The sequence below is a fragment of the Micromonospora taraxaci genome (assembly GCF_007830095.1).
Lineage (GTDB): Bacteria > Actinomycetota > Actinomycetes > Mycobacteriales > Micromonosporaceae > Micromonospora > Micromonospora taraxaci.
In genome coordinates, this window is record NZ_VIWZ01000002.1 from 242,260 (window position 1) to 263,200 (window position 20,941).

Genomic DNA, 20,941 nt, shown 5'->3' on the forward strand with positions numbered 1-20,941 from the left:
GGACGGCCGGATGACCCTGATCAGCTTCGTGGTGCCGGCCTTCCGCGTGCAGGGATACCTGCGTGAGTGCCTGGACTCCGTGCTCGGCCAGCCGGAGACGGACATCGAGGTGATCGCCGTCGACGACTGCTCGCCGGACGCCAGCGGCGACATCATCGACGAGTACGCGGCCCGCGACCGGCGGGTCCGTTCGGTTCGGCTGCCGGAGAACGTCGGCCTCGGTCCAGCACGCAACATCGGGTTGGACCGGGCCGCCGGCGAGTACGTGTGGTTCCTCGACGGCGACGACTGGTTGACCCCGGAGTGCCTGACTGAGGTCGCCGAGCGGTTGCGGGCGACCCGCCCGGACGTGCTGCTGGTCGACCACGTGCGCACCCACTGGAACGACACCGCCACCCGCAGCGCGATGGCCGAGGTGTTTCCGGAGTCGCCCGGCCCGGAGACCTTCCGGCTGCGGGACCGGCCGGAGGCGATGCACCTGCTGCACACCGCGTGGAACCGCCTGGTCCGCCGGGAGTTCCTGGTCGACCTGGGCCTGCGCTTCGCCCCCGGCTGGTACGAGGACGTCTCGTTCAGCTACCCGGTGCTGATGGCGGCGCAGCGGATCGGCGTACTCGACCGGGTGTGCGTCAACTACCGGCAACGCCGCGCCGGCGCGATCACCCGGACCCGCGGTGACCGCCATTTCGAGGTCTTCCCACAGTGGCATCGGGTCTTCCACCTGATGGACGAGTGGGGGCCGGCGACGGACTCCCTGCGGCCGGCGGTCTTCGAGCGGATGATCTGGCACTACCTGACAGTGCTCGGCAACGGCCAGCGGATCGCACCGGAGTTGCGTCCGGCGTTCTTCGCGCAGATCACCGCCGACTACGAACGGTGGCTGCCGCCCGGCGGCTATCCGGTGCCGGACGGGGTGGAGGGGATCAAGCACCGGCTCGTCGCCTCCGGCCGTTGGCGCACGTTTAGCGCGTTGCGGACCGCCAGTCGGGCCCGCGACGTCGCCCGCAGGCAGGCCCGTACCGCCCGACGGCGGGTCGGCCCGGTCGCGCGACGCGGTGCCCGGCTGACCCGCGACGGGCTGCTGCGTGAGTACTACCGGGCCGAGTTGCGCCGCCCGGTCGATCCGACGCTCGCGGTGTACGCGGCGTACTGGTACCGCGGATACTCCTGCAACCCGGCGGCGATCTACGAGGTCGCCCGCCGGTTGGCGCCGGGTGTGCGCGGGGTGTGGATCGTGCGCCGGGACCGGGTGGACACCGTGCCGGCCGGGGTGGAGTACGTGGTGGCCGGCACGCCCGCGTACTACCGGGCGCTCGCCCGCGCCCGGTGGCTGGTCAACAACGTCAACTTCCCGGATTTCGTGCGCAAGCGACCCGAGCAGGTGCACCTGCAGACCCACCACGGCACCCCGGTCAAGGTAATGGGCCTGGACCAGCAGCGCTACCCGATCGGCGCGGGCCGGATGGACTTCGCCGGGCTGTTGCGCCGGGTGGACCGCTGGGACTACAGCGTCAGCGCGAACAGCTTCTCCACGCAGATGTGGGACCGGGCGTACCCGGCCACGTACACGACGTTGGAGGTGGGCTACCCACGCAACGACCGCCTGGTCACGGCCGGCCCGGAGGAGGTCCGCCGACTGCGCGCCGAGTTCGGCGTCGGTCCCGACGAGCAGGTCGTGCTGTACGCCCCGACGCACCGTGAACACCTCCCCGGCTACCGGCCGCCGTTCGACCCGGACCGGTTCGTGCGGGCGTTGGGTGACTCCGGTCGGTTGCTGATGCGCAGCCACTACTTCCACGACCGGGACCGGCGTCCCGGCCGGCCGGTGGACTGGGAACGGGTTCGCGACGTCAGCGGTTATCAGCGGGTGGAGGATCTCTATTTGGTCGCCGACGTGTTGGTAACCGACTATTCGTCGGCGATGTTCGACTACGCGGTACTCGACCGGCCGATCGTGCTCTACGCCCCGGACTGGGAGGCGTACCGGTTGGCTCGGGGGGTCTACTTCGACGTGACGGCCGAGCCGCCCGGCGCGGTGGCCACCACCTTCGGAGACCTGGTCGATGTGTTCCGCAGCGGCGAGGTGCGCTCGGACGCGGCGAACAAGGCCCGCGAGCATTTTCGAAGCCGGTTCTGCACATTGGACGACGGGCATGCGGCGGAACGGGTGGTGCGTCAGGTTTTCCTGGGGGAGCCGAGCGGGCGTTCTTCGCCCTGTTGATCGCTTGTGTCGTGTAATAGCAGCGTCATCAACCAAACATGAGACGTTTACCCGATGTGCGAATCGAATGATCCTGGTCACAGTCTCTGGGTCGGCAGGGACTAGCTGGGGGGGACGACGGTGAGCACCGTCACGCTCAAGGATGTCAGCAAGGTCTTCAGGGACGGCACACTGGCCGTCGACAGCATCAATCTCGATGTGAACGACGGCGAGTTCATGGTGCTCCTCGGGCCGTCCGGCTGCGGCAAGTCGACTGTGCTGCGGATGATTGCCGGCTTGGAGGACCCGACCCAGGGCGCGGTCATGCTCGACGGGGAGTTGGCGAACGACCTGCCTCCACGGGAACGCAAGATCGCCATGGTCTTCCAGGACTTCGCGCTCTACCCCCACATGACCGTCGGCGACAACATCGCCTTTCCGCTGCGGTTGGCCGGGGTCGAGCCGGAGCCGAGGGGCGAGCGGGTCAGCGACGTGGCGAGTGCCCTGGGCATCGGTGACGTGCTGGCCCGCAAGCCGGGTCAGCTCTCCGGCGGCCAACGGCAGCGGGTGGCGATGGGCCGGGCGATCGTCCGGCGGCCCGGTCTGTTCCTCATGGACGAGCCGCTCTCGAATCTGGACAGCGGTCTCCGCGCGGAGCTGCGCGCGGAGATCTCGGGCCTGACCCGGGAGCTGGGCGTCACCACCGTCTACGTCACCCACGACCAGGCCGAGGCGCTCACCATGGCCGACCGGGTGGCGATCATGCGCCGGGGCGTGCTCCAGGACGTGGGCACACCCACGCAGGTGTACGGGCGGCCGGCGACGCTCTACGTTGCCGCCTTCCTGGGCAGCCCGCGGATGAACCTGTTGGAGGCGTCGGTCTACGTCCACCTCGACCGGTACGTCACGCTGAACCTCGGGGAGCAGTCGCTCTACCTGCCCTGGAACGACATCCGCAGTAGGGCGGTGGCGCACTACCACGGTGAGCGGATCGTGGTCGGCATGCGGGCCGAGGCGCTCACTCCGGTCTCCCCGGACAGCCCCGGCGACGTGCTGCGGGGGCGGATCCGCTACCTGGAGCACCACGGGCACGAGTCGTTGGCGTTCCTCGACATCGGCGCGACCGCGATCATGGTCGACGAGATGGGCGCACCGCTCGACCCGCCACCGGTCGGCCAGCGTGGTCTGCGCCGGTTCGGATCGGTGATGCAGCGGCTCACCGGCAAGCCGGTGGAATCGCAGGCACCCGCGGTTGGCGGCGGCGCCCAGACCAGCGTGCTCCCCGACCCGGGCCGGCACCACCGTCGCCCGGCGGAGTTGGCGGTGCGGCTGGCGCCGTATCCGGCGGTCAGCGCCGGTCACCCGCTCGCCGTCTCGGTCCGAATGGACGCGCTGCACTTCTTCGACGAGCGCGGCGCCCGAATCGACGTGGGTTGGCGCTGACGACTCGCCGTGACGGGGTGGCGGGCCAGCCACCCGATGTCCTACCGTCTGCGCACCCAGTCCACAGTGCAAGACCACCGAGAGGGGTGCATCCGTGTCGGGTGACCGTCCCAGTCCGCTCGTCATCGAGCGCATCCTGCGGGATCGCGCGGGCATCTGGCAGCAGATCGTGGCCGAGGGTGACCTCAACGCGCTGACCGGGCGGATGCTCGCCAGCTCCGCCATCGCGCTGGCCTGCTACGGGGCGGTGCTGGGGGCCTTCCACAGCCCGCTGATGGCGCTGACCTCGGCGCTGAAGCTGCCACTGCTGTTCCTGGTCACGCTTGCCATCTGCCTGCCCACGCTCTACCTGTTCAACCTGGTCTTCGGCGCCCGGCTCTCGGTGCGGCAGTCGTTGGCGCTGGTGATGGTGGCGATCACGGTCACCTCGATGCTCGCTGTGGCGTTCGCGCCGATCAGCCTCTTCTTCCTGATCACCGCACCCGACTACGGGTTCTTCAAGCTGCTCAACGTGGCGATCCTGACCCTGTCGGCGCTGGTCGGGCTGCGCTTCCTGACCGGCGGGATGCAGGTGCTCAACGACCACGGCCTGCTCGCGCCGGAGGCCACCAGGACCCAGGCCGACGCGTACGCCCAGGTCAACGTCCCGGCCCAGGCCGTGCCCGCAGCCGTGCCGGCCGACCCGGCCCCGACTGCGGCACCGGTCACCGTTCAGGCTGCCGAGCCGGTGGCCGTGCCGGCCGGAGCCGTGCCGGCCGGAGCCGCGGCGGCCGGGTCGACCTCGAACGGTGCCGCGGCGACCCCGCCGGTTCCGGCGCAGCCGAGCGGACAACCGGCCGTCGCCGCGTTCCCGCCCGGCATGGTGCCACCCGGCTACGGGCCGGTGCAGCGCCCGTGGGAGCGGCCGCCGGTGCGGCGCGGCGAGCCGACCCAGCGGCCGGCGAGCATGACCCTGCTCTACATCTGGATCCTGCTCTTCGGCTTCGTCGGCACCCAGCTGGCGTGGACGCTGCGCCCGTTCTTCGGTGACCCGGGCCAGGATTTCTCCTTCTTCCGCAGCATCGACGGCAACTTCTACGCGGAGATCCTGCGCACGATCGCCAACCTCTGACGACCTGCCGTCACCGGGAAAACCGCTGGTTGCTGCCCTGATTACCGGCGAGTAGCGTCAGGCCATGACCATCGACTCCCGCCAGGTGGCGGCCGGCATGCTGCAAGCGGTGCCCTTCGCCCGTACGCTCGGCCTCGAGTTCGTCGAGGTGGCGCCCGAGGCGGAGGGCGGGGTGCGGGCAGTCGTCCGGCTGCCCGACTCGCCAGCCACCCACAACCACATCGGCGGCCCCCACGCCGGTGCCATGTTCACCCTCGGTGAGACGGCCTCCGGCGCGGTCGTCATGGCCGCCTTCGGGCAGCTGCTCGACCGGGCCGTGCCGCTCGCCGTCCGGGCTGACATCGCCTACCGCAAGCTCGCCATGGGCGCGGTGCTGGCCACCGCGCGCCTGGGCCGGCCGGCGCTCGAGGTGATCGAGGAACTGGAGTCCGGCCAGCGGCCGGAGTTCCCCGTGGAGGTGGAGATCGCGACCGAGGACGGCAAGCCGACCTCGGCGATGACCGTGATCTGGACGCTACGGCCGAACTGAACCGAGCCGGGCCAGGCGAAACTGGTTTGCGGGCCCAGCAGGGTGGATAGATTCGTACCGTGCTGGGCCTACCTGCTCACGTGACCGCCTGTCTCTTCGATCTGGACGGTGTGCTGACGCAGACCGCCCGCGTCCACAACGCCGCGTGGAAGCAGACGTTCGACGAGTTCCTCCAACAGCGGGCCACCCGCTCCGGCGAACCGTTCCAACCGTTCGACCCGGGCCCGGACTACAACCGCTACGTCGACGGACGACCCCGCGCCGACGGCGTCCGGTCGTTCCTCGCCTCCCGGGGGATCGTGCTGCCCGAGGGCAGCCCGGACGACCCGCCGGACGCCGACACCGTCAACGGCGTGGGCAACCGCAAGAACGTCCTGTTGTTGCAGCGCCTGCGCACCTCCGGCGTCGAGGTCTACCCGGGCTCGGTGCACTACCTCAAGGCCGCGAGCGAAGCAGGGCTGCGCCGGGCCGTGGTGACCGCGAGCGCCAACGGCGGTGAGGTGGTCGCCGCCGCCGGGCTGGAACCGCTGCTGGAGGCCCGGGTCGACGGGCTGGTCGCCCGCGCCCAGTCGTTGCGCGGCAAACCGCACCCCGACACCTTCCTCGCCGGGGCCAGGCTGCTCGGCGTCGATCCGACACACGCCGCCGTCTTCGAGGACGCGCTCTCCGGGGTGGCCGCCGGCCGCGCCGGTGGCTTCGGCTACGTGGTCGGCGTCGACCGGGTCGGGCAGGCCGACGAGTTGCTGGCGCACGGCGCCGACGTCGTGGTGAAGGACCTTGCCGACCTGCTCGCCGCCGCAGACCCGCCGTCGCCGGCCCGCACCGCCACCCACCAGCCCGCCGGCGAACGAGGTTCCGCGTGATCCGGGAGCGGGCCTATCCGGTCGAGCCGTGGCACGTCCGGGAGACCCGGCTGGACATGGACGTGCTGGCCCAGTCCGAGTCGGTCTTCGCGCTCTCCAACGGGCACGTCGGTCTACGGGGCAACCTGGACGAGGGTGAGCCGCACGGCCTGCCCGGCACCTACCTCAACTCGTTCTACGAGCTGCGCCCGCTGCCCTACGCGGAGGCGGGCTACGGCTTCCCCGAGTCCGGGCAGACGATCGTCAACGTCACCAACGGCAAACTGCTCCGACTGCTCGTCGACGACGAGCCGCTGGACGTGCGCTACGGGGAGTTGCTGTCCCACGAGCGGGTCCTCGACCTGCGGGCCGGCACTCTGCACCGGGAGCTGCACTGGCGTTCGCCGGCCGGTCGGGAGGTCAAGGTCCGCAGCACCCGCCTGGTCTCGTTCACCCAGCGGTCGGTCGCCGCCATCAGCTACGAGGTGGAGGCCGTCGACGGCCCACTGCGGCTGATCGTGCAGTCCGAGCTGGTGGCCAACGAGTCACTGCCGGCGCAGAGCAAGGACCCCCGGGTCGCAGCGGTGCTGGAGTCGCCCCTGCAGGCCGAGGAGGAGCTGACCACCCCGGACGGCGGGCAGTTGATCCACCGCACCAAGGTCTCCGGGCTGCGGGTCGCCGCCGCGATGGAGCACGAGGTGCACGGCCCGGACCGCACCACCATCGAGTCGGAGGGTTACCAGGACTGGGTACGCACCACGATCGCCTGCGTGCTCAAGCCCGGTGAGAAGCTGCGGGTGATCAAGTACCTGACGTACGGCTGGTCGAGTCGGCGCTCGCTACCCGCGCTGCGCGACCAGGTCGGCGCGGCGCTGGCCGGCGCCCGGCTCGACGGGTGGGACGGCCTCCACCGGGAGCAGCGCAACTACCTCGACGAGTTCTGGGACGCGTCCGACGTGCTGGTCGAGGGCGACCCCGAGGTGCAGCAGGCGGTCCGGTTCGGTCTCTTCCACGTGCTCCAGGCCGGAGCGCGGGCGGAGCAACGGCCGATCTCGGCGAAGGGATTGACCGGTCCCGGTTACGACGGGCACGCGTTCTGGGACACCGAGATGTTCGTCCTGCCGGTGCTCACCTACACCCAGCCGAGCGCGGTGCGCAGCGCGTTGCAGTGGCGGTACAGCACGTTGGACTCGGCGAAGGAGCGTGCCGAGACGCTCAACCTCAGGGGCGCGGCCTTTCCCTGGCGGACCATCGAGGGGCCGGAATCGTCCGGATACTGGCCGGCCGGCACTGCGGCCTTCCACATCGCCGCCGACATCGCCGACGCCATGCGCCGCTACGTGATGGTCACCGGGGACACCCAGTTGGAGCGGGAGATCGGCCTGGAACTGCTGGTGGAGACCGCCCGGCTGTGGCGCTCGATCGGCCACCACGACCGGCACGGGCAGTTCCACATCGACGGTGTCACCGGCCCGGACGAGTACACCGCCGTGAAGAACGACAACGTCTACACCAACCTGATGGCGCAACGGAACCTGCTCACCGCCGCCGAGGTGGTGATGCGCTACCGGGACGAGGCGTACCACCTCGGGGTCACCGACGAGGAGGCCGCGAGCTGGCGGGACGCCGCGATGTCCATGCACGTCCCGTACGACGAGGAGCTCGACGTCCACCAGCAGGTGGAGGGCTTCACCCGGCTCCAGGAGTGGGACTTCACGCACACGCCGGCGGAGAAGTATCCCCTGCTGCTGCACTACCCGTACTTCGAGCTGTACCGCAAACAGGTGGTCAAGCAGGCCGACCTGGTCCTCGCGATGCACTGGCGGGGGGACGCGTTCACCCCCGAGCAGAAGGTGCGCAACTTCCTCTACTACGAGCGCCGTACCGTCCGCGACTCGTCGTTGTCGGCGTGCACCCAGGCGGTGCTCGCGGCCGAGGTGGGCCACCCGGAGTTGGCGCACACCTACCTGCGCGAGGCAGCGCTGATGGACCTGCACGACCTCAACGAGAACACCCGCGACGGCGTGCACATGGCGTCGTTGGCCGGCGCGTGGCTCGCCCTGGTCGGTGGGTTCGGCGGCCTGCGCGACCACGACGGCGAGCTGTCCTTCGCGCCCCGGCTCTCCAGCCGACTCAACAGGTTGGAGTTCTCCCTGCAGTGGCGGGGCCTGGCGCTGCGGGTGGATGTCCGGCCGCACCAGACGACGTACTCGCTGCGTCACGGTGGCCCGGACGACGTGGTGGAGCTGCGTCACCACGATCAACTACTGCGGGTGACCTGTGACGAGCCGGTGACGGTGCCGGTGCCCCCGGCTGAGCCGTCCGGCCCGCCGCCCGAGCAGCCACCCGGCCGGTCTCCGCTGCTGCGGCTGCCCGAGCCCGAACAGTGACGGTCGGGGCGGATCATTCCGCCCCGACCGCCTCGCACCGTTTGTCAGACCGGCTCGCCGGTTGACGGGCGCCCGATCGCGTCCCGGGGCGCCGCCGCCTTGGGATCGTCGGGCAGCCGCGCCGAAGCGGCCTGGTCCCCGAAGTCCTGGTCGCGCTCGGCGTCCTGTTCCCGCCGTGCCCGCTCGGTCTTCTGCTGCTGCTCGGAGATCTGCTGCTTGGCCATGACGATCCTCGCGATCCGTCGGGGCGCGGTTGCGCCGACACGGTCTGCGGTCGCCCGTCGCGTACCCGACGCCCCACCGGGCAAACGCGGCGTGCGGCGCGGCCGGCGGGGTAACCGGGCGGTAGGCGATCACGCGGAGGTGGGGCATGGACGAACAGGCAGCGGTGACCATTCCAGTCGGGGACGCGGACCTGCCCGCTGACCTGATGCTGCCAGCCCAGCCGGCCGGTGTCGTCCTCTTCGCGCACGGCAGCGGCAGCTCCCGACACAGCCCCCGCAACGTGGCGGTGGCCCGTGCGCTGAACGGTCGAGGGCTCGGCACGGTACTTGTGGACCTGCTCACCCCGGCCGAGGACGAGGTGGACGCGCGCACCGCCGAACTCCGGTTCGACATCGGGCTGCTGGCCAGCCGGCTGGCCGGGATCGTCGACTGGTTGGCGGTGGAACGACCCGCCGGTGACGTGTCGATCGGTCTGTTCGGGGCCAGTACGGGAGCCGCCGCCGCACTTGTCGCGGCGTCGTCCCGCGCGGACCGGGTGGGTGCCGTGGTCAGCCGGGGCGGTCGACCGGACCTGGCCGGGGACGCGCTGGCCCAGGTGCGTACCCCGACGTTGCTGCTGGTCGGTGGCCTGGACGAGGAGGTGATCACGCTAAACGAGCGGGCGTTGGCCGAGTTGGGTGAGGTCGGCGAGCTGCGGGTGATCCCGGGCGCCACTCACCTCTTCGAGGAACCCGGGACCCTTGAGCAGGTCGCCGACCAGGCAGGCGCGTGGTTCACCACCCACCTCAACCGATGATCACTCCGTCGGCACGAGGGCCGAGGTAGACCGGCGCTGCTGGACGGTGTCGATGACGCGCCAGAGCACGGCGGTGATCGGGACGCTGACGAAGGCGCCAGCGATCCCCGCGATCAGCGTGCCGGCGGTGACCGCCACCAGGATCACCGCCGGGTGCAGTCGTACCTGCCTCTTCATGACCAATGGTTCCAGCAGGTTGCCCTCGATCTGCTGCACCGCGATCACCGCGGCGAGGGTGAGCAGTGCGGTGGTGGGGCCGTTCGCGGCCAGGGCCACCAGCACCGCCACCGCGCCGGCCACCGTCGCCCCGATGATCGGCACGAACCCGCCGAGGAAGGTGATCAGTGCCAGCGGCAGGGCGAGCGGCACCCGCAGCACCACCAGAGCCAGGCCGATGCCGATCGCGTCGATCGCGGCGATCAGCATGGTGCCCCGGCTGTACGCGCCCAACGTCTGCCAACCGGCCCGGCCGGCCTCGGCCGCAACCGACTGGTTCGCTCCGGACACCCGTGACAGCACCCAGTGCCACATCGACCGGCCGTCCTTGAGCAGGAAGAAGAGCAGCACCAGGGCGAGCAGCGCGGAACCGAACACCTCGGTGGCCGTCCGGGCGCCCGACACCGGGTCCGGCGAGCTGCCGCTCAACCCTTCCCGGGCCTGGTCGACCAGCCGGTCCAGCTGCGCTTCGCTGACCGGCAGCGTCGACGTCACGAAGTCACGGCTGCGCTCGACCCCCTGCGTCAACTCCTGACTGAGCTGGTCGAACTGGCTCGCGGTCAGGTTCCACACCAACGCACCGACACCGACCAGGATGCCGAGCAGCAACAGCACTGTGCACAGCGCGGCCAGTGCCGCCGGCAGACGCAGCCGACGCAACAGGAGCAGCACCGGGTCGAGCAGTGCGGTGAGGAAGACGGTGGCGGCCAGCGCGATGGCCAGCGGTGCCAGCAGGATGGCGATCTTGCCCAGCAGGTACAGCCCGGCGACGATCACCACCAGGCATGCGCTCCACAAGACCGCGGTCCGGACCAGCCAGGGCAGCGCCGCCCAACTCTGCCGCGGGCCGGGGTCGCCGGTCCTGGTTCCGGGTTCCTCTGCCGCCATGTCGGTCCTCCTCGATCTCGGCGAGGTCGGTACCCAGCCGGTCGTGCGCCGACACCCGTTTCGCGTGAGCTCCCCGTCAGCCGCTGCCCGCGCGGATCGTACGCCGGTTCGTAACCCCCCGGTGGGTGTTCGCCTACCGCGTCCGGGACGACGGCGTTTGCGTCGCCGGCGCGAGGGAACGCGACTGGTGGAGCCGGACTGAAGGGGGAGTGCCGTGGGTGACTTCATGGACAAGGCCAAGGACTTCGCGAACAAGCACGACGAGCAGGTCGACAAGGGCATGGAGAAGGCCGGTGACATGGCCGACAAGCGCACCGGCGGCAAGTACACCGACAAGATCGACAAGGGTGTCGACCAGGCTCAGGCGCGTACCGGTCAGGGCGACCAGACCCGTTGACCCACCGGAAGCGCCCCGGGTCGCCGTGCAGTCGGCGGCCCGGGGCGCTCTTGTCGGGCTCAGCGCTGCTGCCGCTCGCGCAGCTCGTCCATTGAGGTGGGACGCCCGCTCAACGCGTCGCGCAGCCGGTCGACCAGGCCGATGCCGGGAGCGAGCAGCTTGTTCGCCGGCGGGTGGTCGGGTGAGCCCGGGTGCGGCCGAGTCGGACCGATCTCCTTGACCGCCTCCACCTTGGCGGCGACGTCGACCAGTTCCTCCCGGGCCGTCGCCGCGCGGAGCCGGGGAAAGAGTTCGTTCTCCTCCTCGCGCACGTGGTCCCGGATCGTGCTCGTCAGGTGGGCGAGCAACTCGTCGAAGCGGGGGTCGGACGGCTCGACGGACTCCAACTCCTTCATGGTCCGTTCGGCCTCGGCGTGCTCCGCGACTTCGCGGTCGGCGATCTCGTCGCCGTCGGGCAGTGCCTTACGAGCGATCGGATAGACGTACGCCTCCTCCGCGACCGAGTGGCGGACGAGTTCGGCGATCACCACGTCGGCGAGGTGGCGGCGGTGTTCGAGGGCGCCCTGCCGGGTCTCCAACTCGACGAAGAGCGCCTCGACGGCACGGTGGTCGGCGACCAGGATGTCGACGACGTCACGGTCATCGGTGGTCTGTGGGTTGGTCATCTCACGGCCCCTTACCGGTTGCGGATCGGTGGGAGGTGTGAGGCCCTGGTACCCCCACGGGGCTGCACAAACCTACAGACGACGATGCGTTGGAGGAGGCCTGTGGTGCCCCGGGGACGGGTGGTGCCGGACCTGCACGATTGCCCCCTCCCCGCCGGGGTAACCGCCGCCATGGCCGACGACCGCCCACCCGCCGACCGCGATCGGTCGCGTCTCGACGAGGCTGCCGAGCGGAGCGGCCAGGCAGTCGAACGGGTACGGCACCGGGGCGGTCAGGCGGGCCGGATCCGGGCCCGGCAGTGGGAGATCACCCTGGTGATCTCCGTCCAGGCCGGGCTGGCCGCGGCGATCGCCGCTCTGCTCGCCAAGAATCTGCTCGGCCCCGGATCGCACGTCTTCGCCCCGGCCGCCGCCGTCGGAACGATCGCCACCGCCATCGGGCAGCGGGCCCGACGCACCTTCGAACTGCTGGGTGGCGTGTCGCTGGGCATCGTCATCGGGGACACCCTGCGGTACCTGCTCGGCTCGGGGCCGTGGCAGACCGGCGTCGTCGTCGCGCTGGCCATCGCCGCCGCGCTGCTGGTGGCCGGCAAGGGGGGCGCGCTGGTCGGTCAGGCCGGCGGTACCGCGGTGCTGATCGCCACGCTGGCCCCGATGGACCGTGGTCTGGAGTTGCCCCGGATCTTCGACGCGCTCGTCGGCGGAGCGGTCGGTCTGGTGGTGGTCGCGCTGCTGCTGCCGATCAACCCGATGCGGGTGCTGGACCGAGCCGCGGCGCCGATCTTCGAAGTCCTCTGCGACCAACTCGCCGAGTTGGCGCAGGCCCTACGGGAACGTGACGGCGACGGGACGCTTCGCGTTCTGGGACGGCTCCGGGACACCGAAAGCGACCTGGGTCGGCTGCACGACGCGCTGAGCGGTGCGGAGGAGGTGGTGACGATTGCTCCGGCCCGCTGGCACCGCCGCCAGCAGTTCCACAGGTACGCCCGCAGCGCCGACCACCTGGAGCGTCTGCTGCTCGACAGCCGAGCCCTGGCCCGCTGGTCGTCGACAGCATTGCAGTACGGCGAGCCCATCCCGTCGGAGCTGCCGGACGCGATCGGCCGGCTGGGCCGGGCGGTCGCGGAGATGCGTACCGAGTGCAGGGTCGGCGAGGACCCGCAGGCCACCCGCCGGCTGATCGAGGAGTGCGCCGAGCTGGCCGGGCGTGCGGCGGTGAGCGGGGTCGGGTCGTTCGGCGAGTCACTCGTCACCGGACTGCGGACCGCAGCCAGCGACCTGCTCCGGGCCTGCGGGTACGAACCCGACGACGCCAACCGGATCGTGCGTCGGGCCGCCGGTGCCGGGGAGGCGGAGCTGCACCCACCGGCCCGGCGAACACTGCGCCGGTTGCGGCCGGCACGGTCCATCCGAGCGCGTCGCCGCGCGCACCTCGCCTCCCGTGCCCGAGACGAGAGCCGGGCCGGCCTCCCCCCGAGGGAGAGACCGGCCCGGTGAAACTCGTCCAGGTCAGGAGGAGTAGCCGCGCTCGGCGATCCAGTTGGCGACCTTCGGGAGGCTCACCCAGTACTCGCCCAGCGCCGGGTCGGCCGGGTCGGCGACCCGGATGGTGTCGCCACCGTCCCGGTAGCCGACGAGGGTCAGGTAGTGGCCGCCCTCGTACGAGTGCGGGTTGCCGTCGGTGTCGACGGTCGTGCCCTTGATGTTGGCAACCACCGGCCGGCCGGCGTCCACCGCCGCCAGTACGTCCCGACGCAACTGCTCGACCTGGTCGGGCCGGGCGACGGAGTCACGGATCTCGGTGGTCCGATACTTGCCGCCGGTCAGCTCGTTCAGCACCCGGGTGGTGTCCAGGGCCGAGGGGGTACCCGCCTCGGTGGTGCCGAGTAGCTTGGCCACCTCGTCCTGGGAGAGCGCCTTGCCCTGGGCGGACAGCGCGATCCGGGTCGCGGCCGGACCGCAGTAGTAGAAGTTGGGCTGGGCCTGGTAGTCGACGCCGAGGATCCGCTCGGCGGACCGCTGGGTCTGACTCGTCGACGTCTGTGCGGGGGCAGCCGGGGCGGCCTGGGCGGCTACCGCCGGGCCGAGGGCGCAACCGCCGGCGACCAGCAGGCCGGCAACGGACAAACCGCTCTTCTGGACGATCGGATTCATGGTCGAGTCTCCGTTCGGGGGGTTGACGTCTCCGCGCAGCGGAGGACGCAGCACCGGGAATGGCGCTCGGCTCAACACGGGGGGCGACCAGCGGCGGGTTCGGCCGTTGGCGCACCGGGGACGTAACGGCCCTGCTCCGGCGGACATTCCGCCGGCGGCGTGATGCGGCCGTCGCGATCAGGTGTAACGGCAGGAGGCCGGGCGGGATTCCACCGGCCCTCGGTGGTTCAGAGGCTCCCCAGCAACCCGGTCACGGTGATCTCGATGACCACCCGCTGGGGATTCGGACGGGGGGTGCGATACCGCTTGGCGTAGCGGCGTTCCGCCTCCTCCACGGAGGCCCGGTCCGACCGCAGTACCGCGCGGCCCTCGATGGTCAGCCAACGGCGGCCGTCCACGTGGCAGACCGCCACCGCCGCTCCCGCCGGCCCCGCAGCGGCCACCTGGCGGGCCTTGCTGGACGTGCCGGAGGTGATGACCCGGGCCAGTCCGGCCGCCGGGTCGAGGGTCACACCGACCGGTACGACGTGCGGGGTACCGTCGGCCCGCAGAGTGGTCAGCGTGGCAAGGTGACGTTCCGCGCAGAAAGCGACAACCCGCTCATCGTGTACGTCCAGTCGATGACCGCCCACCATGCCCGCCCCCTGTCCGCCGCACCGGCCCCGATCATGGCACGCGACGTGCGCGGTCCCCCTCCGGCAGGGCATCCGGCTGACCGGGCAGGCGTCGACCGGCCGCCCGACGTTTGTGCACAAGCCGGGTGAGGTAGATCAGCGCGCCGGCCAGGACACCCATGTCGTCCAGGTAGATCGGGTCGGGAAGCACGTCGACCGGGAAGATCGTGTAGATCAACGCGCCGTAGAAGGCGACCTTTCCGCCCGTGCCGAGCCCGGTCAACATCCTTCGCGTACGCACCACCCGCACCGCCAGCACCACGGCGCCGGCGAGTGTGGCGATCGCCAGGATGCCGGCGATCACCACGAGGACCCACGCCTGTCGGGACATGCCGTCACGCTAACGCACCGGACGGCAGGTGGCTCAGAACGCGGGCACCGCCGCGCGACCGCGCGCCGTCACCTTGTTCTCCCGGGTCTGCTCGACGTTCTCCCGGGTCTGCTCGGCCGCCGACCGGGCCACCTCGCTGAGCGGCAACACCGACGGATCCGCGACCCGTCGTCCGGTGGCGGCGTGCGCCTCCTCGCGCAGACTGCGGGCCGCCGCCACGGCCAACTCAGCAGCCCGCCAGGCGACCTGCTCCTGCTCGCGAGCAGCGGCGTGCCTGGCCGCCAGGTTGTCGCGGATCGCGCGTTGCAGCACCAGCTCCTGCTCAACCGGGTGCAGCCGCGGGTCCCAGCCGTCGCGGTGCGCGAACACCTCGCTGAGCTGCTCCACCGACAGTTCCCGCCGCCAGTACGCGTTCAGCGCCGCACGGTGCAGGTAGCGCTCGCGGTCCACGTACTCGGCTGGCGTGCGGGCGGTGTGCGGCAGCGGCATCGCGGCCGCGGCGGCGAGCCGGCGCACGGCCGCCTCGGCTGCCTCGTACGCCTGCCAGGCTGCCTCGACCGACTCCTGCGCGGTCACCCACTCCGCCCGACGGCGCTGGGCGGAGGTGGTCGCCCGCTCGGCGGCCACAGCGACCTCCTGCGCGTACCGGCTCTGCTCGCGTTCCTCCTGCACCTGTTCGAGTTGGCTCGGCATGGCCGCGCGGCGGATCCGGGCGCCCGGGTCGATGCGGAGTCGGCCGGGCCGCAGCAGAAGCGCGGAGACGATGACGCCGACCACCCCGAGCAGGCTCAGCCAGATGACGGCGGCTCGGGACAGGTCGGGCAGGGCGGCGGAGAGGATGGTCTGCATGATCAGCACCTCGCGGTCGAAGGCGGGTATCGACGGGTGGCAGGAGGAGCCCGACTGCGCCGGTCAGCCAGGTGATGGGGTCGTCCCGTCGACGGAGACTCGGTTGCCGTGACGGACGACCCGGAACCGGGCCTCGGGAATCGCCGGAACTGGATCAGCGGGCGGGCGGACCGCGCCGCGCCGGAGTGCCACGGCCGGGATCGATGGCCGGCGTGTTCTGCGGGCCCTCCGCGACCACAACGGGTGCGGCGACGGTGTCGACCGCGTCGGTCGGCGGCGCGGCGGGCTGGCCGGCACGCTCGGTGGCCGGGCCCGCATCAGGGCGGACCGTTGGCACCCGGCTGCTCACGGCGCTCGGCCGCAGCTGCGTCGGGGTGGGCGGCGGCGTCGCGGCGAGAGCGCCACCGAGGCCGACCGCCAGCACCAGCGCGGTGACCGCCAGTCGGGTCAGTTCGCGCAGCGACCGCAGCACAGCCCACCGGGCTGGGCGGACACAGGCTGCGGACGACACCCGACCAACCTATCGCCCACCGCGGTGTGCCGCAGCACGGTGGCGGCCTGATCTGCCGTGACCACCACCACCCTGAGCACAGTGGAGGGTGCTGATCCTCGTCCGAAAGCGGCTGTGCCCCCGCCCGGATCGGGTCCGGTCGGGGGCACAGCCGTCGTTCATCTCCCGCCTGCAGGGGCGACGGCGCTCCTTCAGGCGGGCTGTGATCAGTGGCCGCTGCCGAGCACCGGCGGCGCGGCGTCGCCACCGTCGCGCCACACCATCTCGTCCTCGGTCAACCAGGTCAGCCGCTCGTCGGAGTCGTCGTCCTGAGGTCGGCCCCGCCCGCCGAGCACACCGGAGTTGCCTCCGCCCGGCCGGCTGTTGCCGCCGGCCGTGGCTGCCCGGCCGCCGCGCTGGCCGTCGATGCTGCGCCCGATCCCGCTGGCGGCGCGGCTCTCTGCCGGGGTGGTCCCACCGGCCGGACGAGCCGACGTGGTCGGCGTGCTGCCCGAACCGGCGAGCGTCGCGGTGCGGAGGACTCCGCCGGCCGGCGCACCGCCCTGCCCACCGAAGAGCAGGCCGGGCCCGGAACCGGCGGCGAGGGTCGCCGTGCTCGGCCCGGACAGCCCGACCAGCCCGGCAGCGCCACCGGCGACCAGCGCCCCACCGACCAGCGAGTCAGCCCCGGCCAGCGAGGTGCTCCGAGAATCGGAGTCGCTGCCGGCGCCGATCGGACCGCCCGCGACGGCCGGCGCGCCACCGGTGCCCGTGCCGTGTTGGCCGGGGACCGAGGCGTCACCGACGCCCGGCGGCTGGGCGGCGCGGTCGGGCCCCGCGATGGTCGCATCGCCGGTACGCGCGCTGACGCCGGTGCTGCTGGGCCCGGCGTTCGCCTTGGCGACCGTCGGAACAGCCTGTGGGGACGTCGGGTCCTTGCGGGCGGTGTCCGGGGTGTCCGGATGTGGCAGGGGCGGATCGACGACCCGGTCGTAGGCGGAGATCTCGTAGCCGCCAGCCAACTCGGCCACCAGGTTCACCATCCGCTGGTGGGCCTTCTCCTGCTCTTCCTTGTCCTGCTGGTGGCCCACGATGCCCATGACCACAGCGCCCGGCAGACCGAAGGTGGTGGCACCCTTGACCGCGCCGGAGATCGCCTTGTCGTTGTCGTCGGTCTCCTCCGGGCTTTCGGCCTGCTTGCGGGCGGTCCGTAGATGGTCGGCCATCATGGTCAGCCCCTGCTTGATGCCAGCCATCCCGTCGCCCAACGCGTCGGAGTGGGCGACGATCAGGCTGAGCCGCCGGTTGAACTCCCGACCCGCCGAACCCGTCCAGGTGTTGCTCAGCTTCTCCAGGTCGCCGTTCAACTCTCGGCCGAGACCGTCCAGGATGCCCTTGAGCTCGGCCCACTGGGCGGCCACACCCTCGATCTGCTCGGGCTGGCCGGCCATCACGCCGTCATAGAGCTGCTGGTGGGTGTTGCCTTGGTAGCGCTGGGTGTAATCAGACACGCCCGTCCTCCTTCGGCTCGAACGCCCGATCGACACCGTTCAGCGCCGCTGTGACATCGGTGGCGTTGGCCGCGTTACGCGCCTCGGCGGTGCGGTAGTTGGTCAGGATCGTGCTGGTCGCCTGCTGTGCCGCGAGCACCGCCTGCCGGACCCGTTCGGCCTGGTCGACATAGGACTGGTGAACCTCGCTGTAGCGACGCGCCTGGTCGGTGGCGTCCAGGAACGTGCCGAGCGCCGGCGGTCGGCACTGCATTTCGGTATTGAGCTTGCGCAGCACCGACTCCACCTGACTCAACCGCGAAGCCAGGTGCTGGTGGAAGTCCTCAAGGGACAACAGGTCGACTTCCGTACGCCCGGTCATGGCAACATCCCCGTCGTTCTGGTTGACAACCGTCAGCGACATCCAGGTTAGTCCACGGCTACGACGCGGGGCGACCCGTCATCGCTGCTCAGCCATCCGCCCCGATCACTGCCCCTCGGGCGAGAAGACCGACATCGCGGCGTCGCGGCTCAGGGTGGGCCCGGTCGGGATCAGCGAGAGCAGCGAGCCCGGCACCGCCAGCGGAGTGACCCCGCCGTAGCCGAGCACCCCCAGCGTCGCCGCCGAGCCGAGCGGGTACCGGATGCCCTGCGGGCTGATCAGGTAGATCGTCGACCCGGCGGCGCCGGAACCGCTGGTCCCGGCACCGGGTGAGGCCTGCGCGATGACGCCCTTGCCGCCGGGCAGCAGCACCGCCTCGGTGGTCCGTACGGCGTCCCGCCTGGTCTGTGGCACCGGCACCGGGCCCGGATTGGCAGCGGTCAGCTCGGCCGGCGCCCGTTCGAAGACCTCCAGGGTGGTGGTCGGCGGCCCGCCGGTGCTGCTCGCCCGGTACGTCGCGCACAGCGCGGTCTGACCCGAGTTGGTCGGGTAGAAGCTGGGCATCGTCTTCGGCAGCCCCTCCTCCTCGACCCGCTGCTCGACGAACAACTCGCCAGCCTGGTTCGGCGTGATGTCCGTGATCCGACCGCCGCCGCCGACCATCAACAGGGCGGTGATCTCACTGATCGAGGCGAGCCCCTCCCGGGTGAGCACGTAGTACCGCCCGGCGGCGCTGAACACCTGACCGACGGTGGCCGGTCGGTCGGCCACGGTCCGCGTGCTGGACTCGCCCTCGCCCGGCAGGGACGGTTTGCGCAGCGGCGGCCCGGCCGGCACGGCGTTGAGCAGTTGCTGCCCGACCCGGAGCGGCGCCGCGTCGGCCATCTTCAGCGCCGTGATCGTCTGGTCCCCGCCGAGCACCTGGAGTCGGACGTTGTTGGTGACCAGGTAACGCTGGTCGTCCACCACGACGAGCGCCGCCCGGTCGCCCAGCGGGACGCCCCCGGGCAACGCCCGGTCGATCACCACCCGGGTGCGGGAGCGCTGCGGATCGACCGGATCGGGCACGTCGCAGACCGACCAGGGCAGACCGGTCAGCGACTTGCGGTCCGGCAGCGCGTCCGGTGCGCCGACGATGCCGAGGGTGAGCCCGCGTGGCCGGTCCCGCAGGGAACTCTGGGACATCGTCCGCACCGTCGCGTCCGGCTGGTCGAGGATCAGACGCGCCGAGGCGTAGTTGAGCGTCGGGTGGAGCTGCCCCTCCAGGAACACGTACGTCGCGCCGGTCTCCCGTTCGATGACCAGGGTCTGGTCCTCCAGCGGCGCGGTGTTCCCGGTGAGCTGACCGTAGGCTCCGACCCCGCCGAGCACGACGGCCGCGGTGATGACACTGCCGAAGACAGCCATGCCGAGCCTTCGCATCGGCAGGTTGGTGGTCTCCGGATCGCCCGACAGCAACGCGGAGACGATCCGGCGGGTGACGAAGCGGTACGCCTGCACCTGATCGCGGCGGGTCCGCATGACTTACCTCCGGCAGGGTGGATCCGCGACGATCAGGTCGGGGCGCCGTCGCGGGCTTCCCTACGATAAGGGGCCGACCGGGGTTCCTTGGGACCACCGTTCGTGGCCGACGCCGGACCGACCCGGCGCAGAGCCGTACGTGCAGGAGGGACAGTCAGCGATGACGCAGGTTCAGGCACGACCCGCCCGAGCGGCCACGGACCCGTCCACGACCCGCTCGACGCCGCCGAGTGACCGACCCGGTGGGGGGCGAGTCGGCCCGGTGCTGGTCGGGCAGCTCGTCGTGCTGGAGTTGTGCGTGCTCGGCGTCTGGGCGGCGTCGACGGGGCCCAGTTGGCTGCTCGCCGTTGCGGGCGGCGTGGCGGTGCTCGTCCTCCTGGCCACCTTTGCCCGACGGGGAGGCCGCTGGTGGTTCGAGGACCTGCTGCTGCGGCGGCGGCTGCGGAGCCGTGGTGAGCGCGCGTCGGCCGCGGTGGCCGGTGGCACGGCGGCGGACCCACGTTTGGCCACTCTCGCCCCCGAGCTGAGCATCATCGAATTGACCGATCGGGGCACCCGGCTCGGCATCGGGCAGGACGCCCAGGGGTGGTTCGCTGCGGTCGCGTTGCAGTCCGTCAGCGGCGCGACGGTCGGATCGGTGCAGGCGTCCACGATGGACCAGGTTTTGCGCGTACTCGCCGACTTCAGCGCCCCGGTGTCCCGGGCCCAGGTCGTCGCACACACCCTGGTCTGGTACCCGGCGCCCGGCGCGCCGCCGGCCGCGCACCGGACCGTCTGGGTGGCGTTGCGCCTCACCGTTCGCGACGCGCGGGTCGAGGCGGTGAGCCGGGGCGGCGGGCTGCCCGGTGTGCACCGGACCCTGGCTGCCGGCATCGGTCGGCTCGGCAAGGCGCTGACCGGTGCGGGCCTGGCCCACCGGCCGTTGGGCCGGGAAGAGTTGCGCGCCGCCATCGTCTCGGCGGCCGGCCTGGACCTGGGGCCGGAAGCGCCGACGGAGACCTGGCGTGGGCTGCACGGCGGCGGGTGGACCCACCGGTGCATGGCGCTGCGAGGCCGAACGGACGCGCCCCTCGGCCCGCTCGTCGACGCGATCACGGCGACCTCGGCGCCGTCGCACACGGTGGCCGCGGCGGTGTCGATGGACGGCCGTGTGGCAGCGCCGTTGCTCCGGATCGCCGCGATGGACGGTCACGTCGAGGCGCTGCTGAAGGTGGTCCGTGACGTCGCGCACCGGACCGGCGTGTCCACCCGGCCCGTGGACGGTCAGCACGGACCGGGCATCTACGCCAGCGCGCCGGTCGCGGCGGCGTTGGGGGCCTCCACCCGTTCGGGACAGCAGTAACCCGGC

At 71.6% G+C, this 20,941-nt stretch carries 21 protein-coding genes; 10 read left to right on the plus strand and 11 right to left on the minus strand.

Annotation, left to right across the window (positions count from 1 at the left end; genetic code table 11):
* Nucleotides 1-10: 10 nt before the first annotated feature.
* The 6 genes from FHU34_RS30225 (at nucleotide 11) to FHU34_RS30250 (ending at nucleotide 8,515) form a co-directional block, all read left to right on the plus strand.
* Nucleotides 11-2,221 carry a bifunctional glycosyltransferase/CDP-glycerol:glycerophosphate glycerophosphotransferase gene (locus FHU34_RS30225; RefSeq protein WP_145786038.1) on the plus strand — a complete coding sequence of 737 codons (2,211 nt, stop codon included), beginning with the start codon at nucleotides 11-13 and terminating at the stop codon, nucleotides 2,219-2,221.
* 120 nt (nucleotides 2,222-2,341) lie between these two features.
* Nucleotides 2,342-3,643, plus strand: coding sequence for an ABC transporter ATP-binding protein (locus tag FHU34_RS30230; protein ID WP_145786039.1), 1,302 nt, complete (start codon nucleotides 2,342-2,344; stop codon nucleotides 3,641-3,643).
* A gap of 94 nt (nucleotides 3,644-3,737) precedes the next feature.
* Complete coding sequence (locus tag FHU34_RS30235; RefSeq protein WP_145786040.1) at nucleotides 3,738-4,754, plus strand: hypothetical protein; 1,017 nt, start codon at nucleotides 3,738-3,740, stop codon at nucleotides 4,752-4,754.
* A gap of 64 nt (nucleotides 4,755-4,818) precedes the next feature.
* The gene (locus FHU34_RS30240; protein WP_145786041.1) at nucleotides 4,819-5,283 is read left to right on the plus strand and encodes a DUF4442 domain-containing protein; all 465 of its coding nucleotides are present in this window, start codon (nucleotides 4,819-4,821) and stop codon (nucleotides 5,281-5,283) included.
* Between the two features lie 59 nt (nucleotides 5,284-5,342).
* On the plus strand, nucleotides 5,343-6,146 hold the full coding sequence (locus tag FHU34_RS30245; protein ID WP_145786042.1) for an HAD family hydrolase: 804 nt from the start codon (nucleotides 5,343-5,345) through the stop codon (nucleotides 6,144-6,146).
* Complete coding sequence (locus tag FHU34_RS30250; RefSeq protein WP_145786043.1) at nucleotides 6,143-8,515, plus strand: glycoside hydrolase family 65 protein; 2,373 nt, start codon at nucleotides 6,143-6,145, stop codon at nucleotides 8,513-8,515. The genes FHU34_RS30245 and FHU34_RS30250 overlap by 4 nt, the downstream gene beginning before the upstream one ends.
* A 44-nt stretch (nucleotides 8,516-8,559) precedes the next feature.
* Here the strand turns inward: FHU34_RS30250 and FHU34_RS30255 are convergent, their stop codons facing one another.
* Nucleotides 8,560-8,739, minus strand: a complete 180-nt coding sequence (locus FHU34_RS30255) for a hypothetical protein (RefSeq protein ID WP_145786044.1) — start codon at nucleotides 8,737-8,739, stop codon at nucleotides 8,560-8,562.
* A gap of 146 nt (nucleotides 8,740-8,885) precedes the next feature.
* Between FHU34_RS30255 and FHU34_RS30260 the strand changes: the two genes are divergently transcribed.
* Nucleotides 8,886-9,536, plus strand: coding sequence for a dienelactone hydrolase family protein (locus FHU34_RS30260; protein ID WP_145786045.1), 651 nt, complete (start codon nucleotides 8,886-8,888; stop codon nucleotides 9,534-9,536).
* Here FHU34_RS30260 and FHU34_RS30265 read toward each other — a convergent pair whose 3' ends face one another.
* Nucleotides 9,537-10,640: an AI-2E family transporter gene (locus FHU34_RS30265; RefSeq protein WP_145786046.1), complete on the minus strand. Its 1,104-nt coding sequence runs from the start codon at nucleotides 10,638-10,640 to the stop codon at nucleotides 9,537-9,539.
* A gap of 226 nt (nucleotides 10,641-10,866) precedes the next feature.
* On the opposite strand from FHU34_RS30265, the gene FHU34_RS30270 reads away from it, so the two are divergent.
* Nucleotides 10,867-11,037 carry an antitoxin gene (locus tag FHU34_RS30270; protein ID WP_423436586.1) on the plus strand — a complete coding sequence of 57 codons (171 nt, stop codon included), beginning with the start codon at nucleotides 10,867-10,869 and terminating at the stop codon, nucleotides 11,035-11,037.
* Between the two features lie 59 nt (nucleotides 11,038-11,096).
* On the opposite strand, the gene FHU34_RS30275 is transcribed toward FHU34_RS30270, so the two are convergent.
* Entirely contained in the window at nucleotides 11,097-11,702 is a 606-nt protein-coding gene (locus FHU34_RS30275) for a hemerythrin domain-containing protein (protein WP_145786048.1), read from the minus strand.
* Between the two features lie 105 nt (nucleotides 11,703-11,807).
* On the opposite strand from FHU34_RS30275, the gene FHU34_RS30280 reads away from it, so the two are divergent.
* The gene (locus tag FHU34_RS30280) at nucleotides 11,808-13,199 is read left to right on the plus strand and encodes an FUSC family protein (RefSeq protein ID WP_244312056.1); all 1,392 of its coding nucleotides are present in this window, start codon (nucleotides 11,808-11,810) and stop codon (nucleotides 13,197-13,199) included.
* A 12-nt stretch (nucleotides 13,200-13,211) separates the two neighbouring features.
* On the opposite strand, the gene FHU34_RS30285 is transcribed toward FHU34_RS30280, so the two are convergent.
* The 8 genes from FHU34_RS30285 to eccB all read right to left on the minus strand — a co-directional run bounded on the left by FHU34_RS30285 (nucleotide 13,212) and on the right by eccB (nucleotide 19,593).
* The gene (locus FHU34_RS30285; protein WP_145786049.1) at nucleotides 13,212-13,856 is read right to left on the minus strand and encodes a C39 family peptidase; all 645 of its coding nucleotides are present in this window, start codon (nucleotides 13,854-13,856) and stop codon (nucleotides 13,212-13,214) included.
* A 227-nt stretch (nucleotides 13,857-14,083) separates the two neighbouring features.
* Complete coding sequence (locus FHU34_RS30290) at nucleotides 14,084-14,491, minus strand: pyridoxamine 5'-phosphate oxidase family protein (RefSeq protein WP_145786050.1); 408 nt, start codon at nucleotides 14,489-14,491, stop codon at nucleotides 14,084-14,086.
* A 31-nt stretch (nucleotides 14,492-14,522) separates the two neighbouring features.
* Entirely contained in the window at nucleotides 14,523-14,861 is a 339-nt protein-coding gene (locus tag FHU34_RS30295; protein WP_145786051.1) for a YkvA family protein, read from the minus strand.
* Between the two features lie 33 nt (nucleotides 14,862-14,894).
* Nucleotides 14,895-15,710, minus strand: a complete 816-nt coding sequence (locus FHU34_RS30300; protein WP_145786052.1) for a hypothetical protein — start codon at nucleotides 15,708-15,710, stop codon at nucleotides 14,895-14,897.
* A 154-nt stretch (nucleotides 15,711-15,864) separates the two neighbouring features.
* Complete coding sequence (locus FHU34_RS30305; protein ID WP_145786053.1) at nucleotides 15,865-16,221, minus strand: hypothetical protein; 357 nt, start codon at nucleotides 16,219-16,221, stop codon at nucleotides 15,865-15,867.
* A gap of 206 nt (nucleotides 16,222-16,427) precedes the next feature.
* On the minus strand, nucleotides 16,428-17,711 hold the full coding sequence (locus FHU34_RS30310) for a WXG100 family type VII secretion target (RefSeq protein ID WP_145786054.1): 1,284 nt from the start codon (nucleotides 17,709-17,711) through the stop codon (nucleotides 16,428-16,430).
* The gene (locus FHU34_RS30315; RefSeq protein WP_145786055.1) at nucleotides 17,704-18,072 is read right to left on the minus strand and encodes a hypothetical protein; all 369 of its coding nucleotides are present in this window, start codon (nucleotides 18,070-18,072) and stop codon (nucleotides 17,704-17,706) included. Before FHU34_RS30315 ends, FHU34_RS30310 begins: the two co-directional genes overlap by 8 nt.
* Nucleotides 18,073-18,177: 105 nt before the next feature.
* The gene (eccB, locus tag FHU34_RS30320; protein WP_145786056.1) at nucleotides 18,178-19,593 is read right to left on the minus strand and encodes a type VII secretion protein EccB; all 1,416 of its coding nucleotides are present in this window, start codon (nucleotides 19,591-19,593) and stop codon (nucleotides 18,178-18,180) included.
* Nucleotides 19,594-19,753: 160 nt separating this feature from the next.
* Here eccB and FHU34_RS30325 point away from each other — a divergent pair, with 160 nt between their 5' ends.
* The gene (locus tag FHU34_RS30325; RefSeq protein ID WP_145786057.1) at nucleotides 19,754-20,935 is read left to right on the plus strand and encodes a type VII secretion protein EccE; all 1,182 of its coding nucleotides are present in this window, start codon (nucleotides 19,754-19,756) and stop codon (nucleotides 20,933-20,935) included.
* Nucleotides 20,936-20,941 lie beyond the last annotated feature (6 nt).